The organism is Klebsiella sp. K5-306 (genome assembly GCF_051835185.1).
Taxonomy (GTDB): domain Bacteria; phylum Pseudomonadota; class Gammaproteobacteria; order Enterobacterales; family Enterobacteriaceae; genus Klebsiella; species Klebsiella oxytoca.
Genome location: NZ_JAIFJY010000004.1, coordinates 120,501 through 131,819, shown reverse-complemented (window position 1 = coordinate 131,819; position 11,319 = coordinate 120,501). Strand labels below are relative to the sequence as shown.

Here is an 11,319-nt window from a genome sequence, read left to right as displayed (position 1 = left end):
CCGGTAAAGACCATGGCATTACACAGGTTTTAAGGCAAATGCCCGAAGCCGTGCGCCTGAAGAATTGCTACGATGATTTTGGCCGTTTATCTGGCCACTGGCATTTAACATCAGTAAAGAAAGGGGCGCCCTCTAGTGTAGGGAGAGGGCGAAACTTTTAGAAGCTGTGCCGACAGGGTATTAGCCAAACAGTCTGAGCACCGCCCGAGGGCAAAATGGCAAACAAAATAGCCCTGATGGGATAAAGTTGTTAATCAAGCAGCGACGCCCACTGCGCTACCCATGGGTTAGCAACGCTCTCAGGTTCCGGATCTTCGCTGGCATCGATCGTCAGCATATCGCCAACGCGCGTGCCGCCCTGTTCCTGCAATAACGCATCAAACTTCAAACCGCCGCCGCAGAAGTTAGCGTAGGTGCTATCGCCCAGGGCAATAATTCCATAGCGCAAATGCGGCTGATACATATCTTTGATGCCTTCGTATAAAGGCACAATGCTGTCCGGTAAATCGCCCTGCCCGGTGGTCGATGTCACCACCAGCGCATATTTTCCGGTATACGACTCCCAGTCTTTGACTTCGGGATCTTCAAAGACTTTCGCCTGATGCCCCAGTCCGCTCAAAATAGCCTGCGCCTCTTCGGCGACCAGGAGCGAATTTCCATACATCGTACCGACAAAAATTCCGACTTCTGCCATGACTATCTCCCTGAAGTGACCTGTATCTCTTCATCCTGACCGCAGTCGTCGGCAAACTCAACCCTTTCATTTAACGGGAGAAGGCCGCGCCAGCCAAACTGCGACAGCGCGCGCATCCAGACGTCGTCAAGGCCAGCGCGAATAACCAGCGGTTCACCGGTAAAAGGATGCGTTAACGATAGCTGGCTGGCATGAAGCATTAGCCGATCGCAGCCAAAGTGTTCGGCCGCGCTGCGATTCTGCCGCAGATCGCCGTGTTTACTGTCGCCGATAATCGGATGGCGAAGATGGGCAAGATGACGGCGCAGCTGGTGCTTACGTCCGGTTTTCGGTTCCAGCTCCACCAGGCTATAGCGGGTGGTAGGATAACGTCCGGTCGCCACCGGCATTTCTATCGTCGCCAGGCCGCGATAATGGGTGACCGCCGGCTGCGGATCTTTATTTTCGCGGGCGAACTTATCGGCAATTTTATCCAGCTCCTCAACCAGAGGATAATCAAGCTCCGCTTCTTCGCTCAACCAGCCGCGGGCTATCGCATGATAGCGTTTCTGCATTTGATGCTGCTCGAACTGCTGCGACAACAGTCTTCCCGCTTCGCTCGACAGTCCCATTAGCAGCACGCCGGAAGTCGGCCTGTCGAGGCGGTGAGCGGTGAACACGTGCTGGCCTATCTGGTCGCGCACGGTCTGCATCACCACCACTTTTTCATCACGATCCAGCCAGCTACGATGCACCAGCCAGCCCGAAGGCTTGTTCACCGCTACCAGCCACGGGTCCTGATATAAAATCTCCAGCATCAGGCGTCGCCGCCGGCAAACAGCGCATCCAGCAGAAGCAGCTCGGCCAGCACCCGCTCGCGCACGGGATGAGCATTATCCAGGGCCATCTCATAGTAGGGGGCAACGGCGAAATTTTGCGGCAGCGGCATGCCGCTTTCCAGAAGCTGATGCATGCGCGGTATTAATACCCACTGCAGCCATTCAAGCGGCTCCATGGTGTCGAGGCAAAACGGCTGTTCGCTGGCAAACGCGCGGCTGTCGGGAGCGCTATCCTGCCAGTGTTCCGTTTCGCGCAGCAGCGCTTCAATGGCGAGCAGGCGCTCGCGCACGCGATGGTCAAGAGTCATGGGAAACCTCGATGAGTTGAAAACCGGCGCAGAATAGCAAATTCAGAAGAGAAATAAAAAAAGGGAGCACTGTATAAACAGTGCTCCCGGTTCGTTTTGCAGCAATCCAGCTACATTGGTGCTCCCTGCTCGTCCTTGAAAACTTTTCCTGAGGTCTCCTGACCATGTTCATCCGTAAACTGTTGCATCCTGCTTTCACACCACCCCGATGTGAAATAACTCATCCGTAAGTCTATCCCGATCTTCCTGATCCACCGGGCATCCTGACCGGCTCTCTTTCTCCTTCCTGGAGGTGTCCTTTACGCAATCCTGCGCTATCCTGTGCTTCATCCTGAAGCCTGTCCTTGCGACGCCGTCCTGGCGGGTCCTCTCGAAGCGTCATCATCCTGATGTTCACTTCATTTATCGACTCCCTGTCGACGTGTATAGAATCCCTGATTCCGCCCCGTCTTACAACCCTTGTTAAGACAATATCTTAAGATTTATCGTCTTCATGATGAATCATAAAACCATTAACCATTTGAAATTAATGGATTTTATTGAAATAGTATTTGCAGGGGATCGCCTCAAATGATGACGATCTCTTACAGGTCTTGTAAGAGATCTCTCACAAAAGCTCAGGAACTTTAGATTACAGAACGGGCTTAAGGGAATTAAGGAAACTCGCAAGCGAGGGAGAAAGGGTCGTACGTTTACGGGTCCCGAGCGTTTCTTTGATCACTTCGCCGCTCATATTACAGACCGAAATAACGTCCAGTTCGCTGTCCAGCGTGGCGATAAACAGCGTGGGCGACAGCTTCAAACGCTTTTGCACCAGCAGATGGCCAATCAGATTTTCCTGCACCCGCTGGAAGTCGTCCGGACTCCAGGTTTGCAGCAGCGTCATGCTCTCACCGGCAAACCGCGCCTGCATATCGCCGGCAAACTGAGTGGTATAATAAGCATGAAGCGGTTGTTGTACCACAATCTCCAGCGCCCGTTCAACCGCGTTAATGTTTTGTTCTAAAGAAAACGGCTGTGGCTGCCAGAAAACGCCATCATCATCCGTGGCGCTGATGCACGGCGACGGAATGCCGTAAAGCTCTTCGCTACGCGGCAGGCTGGAGCGCTGCTGCTGCCACGCCTCACAATAACGTTGGGTAAATGCTTGTAGCGCTTCTGCGGTTTGCTGATCCACCGGTTTCTCTCTTCACGTTAGACAGGATACACTTGGCATATAGTGTAACCGCTTTAACTATGGTGAAACATGTCTTCTTACGATAACCACCAGGCGCTCGCCGGCCTGACGCTCGGTAAATCAACCGATTACCGCGATACTTACGACGCCAGCCTGCTTCAGGGCGTACCGCGCAGCCTGAACCGCGATCCGCTGGGCCTGCACGCCGATAGCCTGCCGTTTCACGGCGCCGATATCTGGACGCTGTATGAACTCTCCTGGCTGAATGCGAAAGGCCTGCCGCAGGTTGCCGTGGGCCACGTTGAGCTCAGCGACACTACCGTGAATCTGGTGGAATCAAAAAGCTTTAAGCTCTATCTCAATAGCTTTAACCAGACGCGTTTTGCCGACTGGCAGGAGGTCGAGGCGACGCTGGCGCGCGATCTCAGCGCCTGTGCGCAAGGGGAAGTCAAGGTGTCGCTGTATCGCCTCGATGAACTCGAAGGCCAGCCGGTGGCGCATCTGCACGGCACCTGTATTGACGATCAGGATATTGAAATTGATAACTATCAGTTCAGCGCTGATTACCTGCAGGATGCCGCTGGCGGCAAAGTGGTAGAAGAGACGCTGGTCAGCCATTTACTGAAATCCAACTGCCTGATTACCCACCAGCCCGACTGGGGTTCGGTACAGATCCGCTATCGCGGGGCAAAAATCGATCGCGAAAAGCTGCTGCGCTATCTGGTTTCGTTCCGCCATCACAACGAATTCCACGAACAGTGCGTAGAGCGCATCTTCAGCGATATTCAGCGTTTCTGCCAGCCGGAAGCCCTTTCCGTTTATGCGCGCTATACGCGACGCGGCGGCCTGGACATCAACCCGTGGCGCAGCAACACCGATTTTGTTCCGGCCATCGGCCGCCTCGCTCGCCAATAGTAAACATTTTCACAATTTGCGTGCGTTAACCCGCGCGCAAGGTTGTGAAAACGCCATCAGCAGGGCTATTGTAATCACAGGAAGACGATAATCGTCCTGTAAGGAGTTCACTTGATTACACATGTTAGCCCGCTTGGTTCAATGGATATGCTGTCGCAGCTGGAAGTGGATATGCTTAAACGCACCGCCAGCAGTGACCTGTATCAACTCTTTCGCAACTGCTCGCTTGCTGTGCTCAACTCGGGGAGCCTGACCGATAACAGCAAGGAGCTCCTGTCTCGTTTTGAAAACTTCGATATTAACGTGCTGCGTCGCGAACGCGGCGTGAAGCTGGAACTGATTAACCCGCCGGAAGATGCTTTCGTTGACGGGCGTATTATCCGTTCCCTGCAGGCCAACCTGTTTGCCGTACTGCGCGATATCCTGTTTGTCTACGGCCAGATCCATAACACCGTCCGCTTCCCGAATCTCGATCTTGAAAGCTCGGTGCATATCACCAACCTGGTGTTCTCTATTTTGCGCAACGCCCGCGCCCTGCACGTCGGCGAAGCGCCAAATATGATTGTCTGCTGGGGCGGCCACTCGATTAACGAAAACGAGTATCTCTACGCTCGCCGCGTCGGCACTCAGCTGGGCCTGCGTGAGCTGAATATCTGTACCGGCTGCGGGCCGGGCGCCATGGAAGCGCCGATGAAAGGCGCAGCCGTCGGCCACGCGCAGCAGCGCTACAGAGACAGCCGCTTTATCGGCATGACCGAGCCGTCCATTATCGCCGCCGAGCCGCCTAACCCGCTGGTCAACGAGCTGATCATCATGCCGGATATCGAGAAACGTCTGGAAGCCTTCGTGCGCATCGCTCACGGCATTATCATCTTCCCGGGCGGCGTAGGTACAGCGGAAGAGCTGCTCTATCTGCTGGGCATTTTGATGCATCCGTCGAACAAGTCGCAGGTTCTGCCGCTGATTCTTACCGGGCCAAAAGAGAGCGCCGATTATTTCCGCGTGCTGGATGAGTTTATCGTCCATACGCTGGGCGAATCCGCCCGTCGCCACTATCGCATTATCGTTGACGACGCCGCTGAAGTAGCCCGCCAGATGAAAAAAGCAATGCCGATGGTGAAAGAGAATCGTCGCGAGACCGGCGATGCTTACAGCTTCAACTGGTCGATGCGCATTGCTCCGGATCTGCAGATGCCGTTCGATCCTACCCATGAGAATATGGCCAATCTCAAACTCTATCCGGACCAGCCGGTAGAAGTGCTGGCAGCGGATCTCCGCCGCGCCTTCTCCGGTATCGTCGCTGGTAACGTCAAAGAGGTGGGCATCCAGGCTATCGAAAAATTCGGTCCGTATAAAATTCACGGCGACCCGGCAATGATGCGCCGCATGGACGATCTGCTGCAGGGCTTCGTCGCTCAGCATCGTATGAAGCTGCCGGGCGGCACCGCCTATATCCCCTGCTACGAAATCTGTTCCTGAGTTCTCTACTGTTCTTCTCCCGGGCAGCGGTTCGCGCTCTGCCCGGGCAACGCTTCCTCGCCAGGCCACAGTACTGCTGCCTCGCTCATCACTCAGCGCGTATTATTTCCAAATGATTCATTTACTTTGTGAATTTTCCAGATGCATTTTTACAAAGCCAATCGTTTGCGTTTCCAAATACAGCAATAAATATCACCAGGAAAAACGCCTTTTAACGTAAAAACGTCGATAACATCGCATTTTTACAGTAAAAACCTCGTTATTACGTCACACCACTATTATCTCATATGCTGAAAATGATAGCCTCCGCGCCACAATTCTCTGGCTGATCACCAGAAACAGGCTGTTGGACTAAAAATACGCACATTAAAAGTGGATTATTGCATTTGGGATCGCGATCACTGATGCATTCACCATATAAATGTATCTTCCCGCACCAATTGTTACGGAGAAAATGCCTAAAAAACCGTACACAAACGAATTTCATATTATTTAGTCGTTTTTTTTCATTAGATTTTGTTGCTTCCTCCAGGAGATACAGATGGAAACCACTCAAACCAGCACCATCGTTACGGATGCTACCCGTAGCGGTTGGCGTAAGACGGACACCATGTGGATGCTGGGCCTGTACGGCACGGCTATCGGCGCGGGCGTACTGTTCCTGCCGATCAACGCCGGCGTCGGCGGTATGATCCCGCTGATCATCATGGCGATTCTGGCCTTTCCGATGACCTTCTTCGCCCACCGCGGAATGACCCGTTTCGTGCTGTCCGGTAAGAACCCGGGCGAAGACATCACCGAAGTCGTCGAGGAGCACTTCGGCGTCGGCGCAGGTAAACTGATTACCCTGCTTTACTTTTTCGCCATCTACCCGATTCTGCTGGTATACAGCGTGGCGATCACCAATACCGTCGAAAGCTTTATGGCGCACCAGTTGCACATAACGCCGCCGCCGCGCGCCATTCTTTCCCTGATTCTGATTGTCGGCATGATGACTATCGTGCGCTTCGGCGAGCAGATGATCGTCAAAGCGATGAGCGTGCTGGTATTCCCGTTCGTGGTCGCGCTGATGATTCTGGCTCTGTACCTGATCCCGCAGTGGAACGGCGCGGCGCTGGAAACCCTCTCCCTGAGTAGCGCTACCGCAACCGGCAACGGCCTGTGGATGACCCTGTGGCTGGCAATACCGGTGATGGTATTCTCTTTTAACCACTCGCCGATCATCTCCTCCTTCGCCGTTGCTAAACGCGAAGAGTACGGCGAAGGCGCTGAGAAAAAATGCTCCAGCATTCTGGCCCGCGCGCACATTATGATGGTGCTGACCGTTATGTTCTTCGTCTTCAGCTGCGTACTGAGCCTCTCCCCGGCGGATCTGGCGGCGGCAAAAGAGCAGAACATCTCGATTCTGTCTTACCTGGCGAACCACTTTAACGCGCCAATCATCGCCTGGATGGCGCCGATCATCGCGATGATCGCCATCACTAAATCCTTCCTCGGCCACTATCTGGGCGCTCGCGAAGGCTTTAACGGCATGGTGATTAAATCCCTGCGCGGTAAAGGCAAGTCCATCGAAATCAATAAACTGAACAAAATCACTGCCCTGTTCATGCTGGTCACCACCTGGATTGTGGCAACGCTGAACCCAAGCATCCTCGGGATGATCGAAACCCTGGGCGGCCCGATCATTGCGATGATTCTGTTCCTGATGCCGATGTACGCCATTCAGAAAGTCCCGGCTATGCGCAAATACAGCGGCCACGTCAGCAACGTTTTCGTGGTGATTATGGGCCTGATTGCTATCTCCGCGATTTTCTACTCTCTGTTTAGCTAATATCCCCGCGCCGCCTGACGGCGGCGCTCCCCGACAGCACTGGATGCATCATGATCAGCGTATTCGATATTTTTAAAATCGGCATTGGCCCTTCCAGCTCCCACACCGTTGGACCGATGAAAGCGGGCAAACAATTCACGGACGATCTTATTGAGCGCGGGCTGCTCTCCGAGGTGACCAAAGTCATCGTCGATGTCTACGGCTCCCTTTCCCTGACCGGTAAAGGCCACCATACCGACATCGCGATTATTATGGGACTGGCGGGCAACCTGCCGGATACCGTCGACATTGACGCTATCCCCAGTTTTATCCAGGACGTCAACACCCATGGCCGCCTGATGCTGGCAAACGGCCAGCAGGAAGTGGCGTTCCCGGTCGATCAGTGCATGAATTTCCATGCCGACAATCTGTCGCTGCATGAGAACGGCATGCGAATTACCGCCCTCGCCGGCGACCAGGTTCTCTACAGCCAGACGTACTACTCCATCGGCGGCGGGTTTATCGTCGACGAAGCGCATTTCGGCGTCACCCGCGAAGCGCCGGTCGCCGTACCTTTTCCGTATAAAAACGCCGCCGACCTCCAGCGCCACTGCCGTGAAAGCGGGCTGTCGCTTTCCGGTCTGATGATGCAAAACGAGCTGGCGCTGCACAGTAAAGAAGCGCTGGAACAGCACTTTGCCGCCGTCTGGGAAGTGATGAGCAGCGGCATTGAGCGCGGCATCACCACCGAGGGCGTTCTGCCGGGCAAGCTGCGGGTTCCCCGCCGCGCCGCTGCGCTGCGCCGGATGCTGGTAAGCCAGGACAACACCAGCAGCGACCCGATGGCGGTCGTTGACTGGATTAATATGTTCGCCCTGGCGGTTAACGAAGAGAACGCCGCCGGCGGACGCGTCGTGACCGCACCAACCAACGGCGCCTGCGGCATCGTGCCCGCGGTACTGGCCTACTACGACAAATTTATCCGCAAAGTGAACGCCAACTCGCTGGCGCGCTATATGCTGGTCGCCAGCGCCATTGGCTCACTTTATAAGATGAACGCCTCGATTTCCGGCGCTGAAGTGGGCTGCCAGGGCGAAGTCGGCGTTGCCTGTTCAATGGCTGCAGCCGGACTGGCGGAACTGCTGGGCGGCAGCCCGGGCCAGGTGTGCATCGCCGCCGAAATCGGTATGGAGCACAACCTCGGTCTGACCTGCGACCCGGTCGCCGGTCAGGTGCAGGTGCCGTGCATCGAGCGTAACGCTATCGCTGCGGTTAAAGCGGTCAACGCCGCGCGCATGGCGCTGCGCCGCACCAGCGAGCCGCGGGTGTGCCTCGATAAAGTCATCGAGACCATGTACGAAACGGGCAAAGATATGAACGCCAAATATCGTGAAACCTCACGCGGCGGCCTGGCCATGAAGATTGTCGCCTGCGATTAACGCCCCCTCCCGGTATGCTGCGGCATGCCGGGTTTCCTTCCCCTGCTCTCCCCCTTCATTTATGTTATATAAATGATAATTTAGTTATTTATTAGTTATAAAGACGATTTGTTACCTTACGGTAAACCGCTCAAGGAGAACAAATCATGCTCAGACTGTCTCGTCCGGCGCTGCTGCTCATGCTGGCTGGCGTATCCGCTTCCGCGCTGGCGAAAACGCCGGAAACCGTCAATATCGGCTATCAGAAAGCCAATATCTTCGCGCTGCTGAAATATCGCGGCACCCTCGATGAAACGTTTAAAAAGCAGGGCATCGCCGTGCGCTGGATTGAATTCCCCGCCGGGCCGCAAATGCTGGAAGGGCTGAACGTCGGCAGCATCGACCTCGCCGCAACCGGCGATGCGCCGCCGGCCTTTGCCCAGGCGGCGCAGGCAGATCTGGTCTACTTAGCCCACTCGCCGGCGAATCCAAAAACCGAGGCCATCGTAGTGGCGGAAAACTCGGCGATTAAGAGCGTGGCCGACCTTAAGGGCAAGCGCGTGGGGCTTAACAAAGGCTCCGACGTAAACTACCTGCTGGTGGCTGCGCTGGAGAAAGCCGGATTAAGCTATAAAGATATCACTCCGGTCTATTTGCCGCCTGCCGACGCCCGCGCCGCCTTCCAGCGCGGCGCGATTGACGCATGGGTTATCTGGGATCCGTTCCTCGCCGAGGTGGAAACAAACGCCAAAGCCCGACAGATCCGCAATGCCGAAGGGCTGGTACCGCACTATACCTTCTACCTGGCCAGCCGCAAATTTGCCGACACTTATCCTGAAACCGCGAAGCAGGTGGTCGATGAACTGGGTAAACTGAGCGAATGGGCCAACAGCCATCAGGACGATGCCGCCGGGATCCTCTCGGCCTCTACCGGGCTGGATAAGGCTATCTGGCTGAAGACGCTGGCGCGCCTGCCCTATGGCGCCGAGCGGATGACGCCTGCGGTCTATAACGAGCAGCAGGCGCTGGCGGACACTTTCACCCGCATCGGTCTGCTACCGGTGAAGGTGGACGTCCGCAGCGCGACCTGGTCGCTGGATAAGCAGTAAGCTTTCCCTTCCCGGGTCCGGCGCCAGCGCCTTACCCGGGCTATCGATCCGCAGACATCGGTGGACCCGTAGCCCGGACAGGCGCGTCAAGCGCCGCCTCCGGGAAAAACCTACCGCCCCACAGTTCAGTCCCCCGCCCTTCGGGGAGAGGGCGACCAGCAAAATTAACTCACCTTCTCTTCGCTCCCGACCGCCACCCGCGCGCCGTGGCGATAGCCTGCACCCGGATGCGGCGCAGCCAGCCGCGGGCCGGCGCCGAACAGCTTCTCGCGCAGGGTTCCTTCGCGATACTCCTGCTTAAACACGCCGCGCTTTTGCAGCTCCGGGACCAGTAAATCCACCACGTCGCGGAAGGTTTCGTGGGTCACCGCATAGGCGAGATTAAACCCATCGACGTCGGTCTCTTCGACCCAGGACTGCAGCTCATCGGCGACCGTCTGTGGACTGCCGACCACCAGCGGCCCGAAGCCGCCAATTCCCGCCCAGTCCGCCAGCTTCTGCACGGTCCACTGGCTGTTCGGATCGGCAGTGGAAAACGCCTCCACCATCGACTGAATCGCATTGGTATGCAGATACTCCAGCACCTGGTCCGGCTGATACTGGCCAAGGTCGATACCGGTCCAGCCGGAGAGCAGCGCCAGCGCCCCTTCGTAGCTGACGTACGGTTTATACTCCTGCCATTTAGCCTGGGCTTCACGGTCGGTTTCGCCGACGATGACCGTCTGCATATTGAAGATCAGGATGCTGCGCGGATCGCGCCCGGCTTCCTCGGCGCGACGGCGAATATCCGCCACCGTCTTTTTCAGCAGTACCTTCGACGGCGCGCCGACAAATACGCACTCCGCGTGGCCGGCGGCGAACTGCTTGCCGCGGCTGGAGGCGCCCGCCTGATAGAGCACCGGCGTACGCTGCGGCGACGGCTCACAAAGGTGGATCCCCGGTACCGAGAAGAAGTTCCCCTGATGGTTGATCGGATGAATTTTTCGCGGATCGCTGAAGATCTTGCGCTCCCTGTCGCGCAGCACCGCGCCGTCTTCCCAGCTGCCTTCCAGCAGCTTATAGACCACCTCCAGGTATTCATCGGCGTAGTCGTAGCGGGCGTCATGGTCGGTCTGCGCTTTTTGCCCAATATTCCGCGCCCCGCTCTCCAGATAGGAGGTCACGATATTCCAGCCCACCCGCCCCTTCGTCAGATGGTCGAGGGTCGAAAGACGGCGGGCGAACGGATAGGGATGCTCAAAGGAGAGCGAAGCGGTCAGGCCGAATCCCAGATGCTCCGTCACCAGCGCCATCGGCGTAATCAGCGCCAGCGGATCGTTGACGGGCACCTGCGCCGCCTGGCGGATCGCCGCATCGCCGTTGCCGTTCAGTACATCATAGACGCCCAGCACATCGGCGATAAATAGCCCGTCAAACTTGCCGCGCTCCAGCAGACGCGCCAGGTCGACCCAATACTCGAGATCTTTATACTGCCAGGAGCGGTCGCGCGGATGGGCCCACAGCCCCGGCGACTGATGGCCGACGCAGTTCATATCAAAAGCGTTCAGACGAATTTCACGTTGTGATGACATAGCGCTTCTCCACGGCGCGC

The 11,319-nt window shown here is 56.4% G+C and carries 10 protein-coding genes; 5 read left to right on the top strand and 5 right to left on the bottom strand.

The genetic code is table 11. The annotated features are described in order from the left end of the window. Positions 1–250: 250 nt before the first annotated feature. From K2184_RS08265 to syd, 4 genes are all read right to left on the bottom strand, one after another. Positions 251–694: a flavodoxin gene (locus K2184_RS08265; RefSeq protein WP_004105033.1), complete on the bottom strand. Its 444-nt coding sequence runs from the start codon at positions 692–694 to the stop codon at positions 251–253. 2 nt (positions 695–696) lie between these two features. Further along, positions 697–1,491, bottom strand: a complete 795-nt coding sequence (gene truC / locus K2184_RS08260) for a tRNA pseudouridine(65) synthase TruC (protein ID WP_004105035.1) — start codon at positions 1,489–1,491, stop codon at positions 697–699. Further along, entirely contained in the window at positions 1,491–1,820 is a 330-nt protein-coding gene (locus K2184_RS08255; RefSeq protein WP_004114935.1) for a YqcC family protein, read from the bottom strand. Before K2184_RS08255 ends, truC begins: the two co-directional genes overlap by 1 nt. A gap of 631 nt (positions 1,821–2,451) precedes the next feature. Further along, positions 2,452–2,997, bottom strand: a complete 546-nt coding sequence (syd, locus tag K2184_RS08250) for a SecY-interacting protein (RefSeq protein ID WP_004114937.1) — start codon at positions 2,995–2,997, stop codon at positions 2,452–2,454. 69 nt (positions 2,998–3,066) lie between these two features. Here syd and queF point away from each other — a divergent pair, with 69 nt between their 5' ends. The 5 genes from queF (at position 3,067) to K2184_RS08225 (ending at position 9,728) form a co-directional block, all read left to right on the top strand. Beyond that, complete coding sequence (gene queF, locus K2184_RS08245) at positions 3,067–3,912, top strand: NADPH-dependent 7-cyano-7-deazaguanine reductase QueF (RefSeq protein ID WP_004114939.1); 846 nt, start codon at positions 3,067–3,069, stop codon at positions 3,910–3,912. 111 nt (positions 3,913–4,023) lie between these two features. After that, positions 4,024–5,391, top strand: a complete 1,368-nt coding sequence (gene ppnN / locus K2184_RS08240; RefSeq protein ID WP_004105045.1) for a nucleotide 5'-monophosphate nucleosidase PpnN — start codon at positions 4,024–4,026, stop codon at positions 5,389–5,391. Positions 5,392–5,932: 541 nt separating this feature from the next. Further along, positions 5,933–7,222: an HAAAP family serine/threonine permease gene (locus K2184_RS08235; RefSeq protein ID WP_004105047.1), complete on the top strand. Its 1,290-nt coding sequence runs from the start codon at positions 5,933–5,935 to the stop codon at positions 7,220–7,222. 50 nt (positions 7,223–7,272) lie between these two features. Beyond that, positions 7,273–8,640 (top strand): L-serine ammonia-lyase, encoded by a 1,368-nt coding sequence (locus tag K2184_RS08230; RefSeq protein ID WP_004105050.1) that lies wholly within the window; start codon positions 7,273–7,275, stop codon positions 8,638–8,640. A 146-nt stretch (positions 8,641–8,786) separates the two neighbouring features. Next, the gene (locus K2184_RS08225) at positions 8,787–9,728 is read left to right on the top strand and encodes an aliphatic sulfonate ABC transporter substrate-binding protein (protein ID WP_032729000.1); all 942 of its coding nucleotides are present in this window, start codon (positions 8,787–8,789) and stop codon (positions 9,726–9,728) included. 164 nt (positions 9,729–9,892) lie between these two features. Here K2184_RS08225 and K2184_RS08220 read toward each other — a convergent pair whose 3' ends face one another. Further along, entirely contained in the window at positions 9,893–11,299 is a 1,407-nt protein-coding gene (locus K2184_RS08220) for an LLM class flavin-dependent oxidoreductase (RefSeq protein ID WP_004105053.1), read from the bottom strand. Positions 11,300–11,319: the final 20 nt, after the last annotated feature.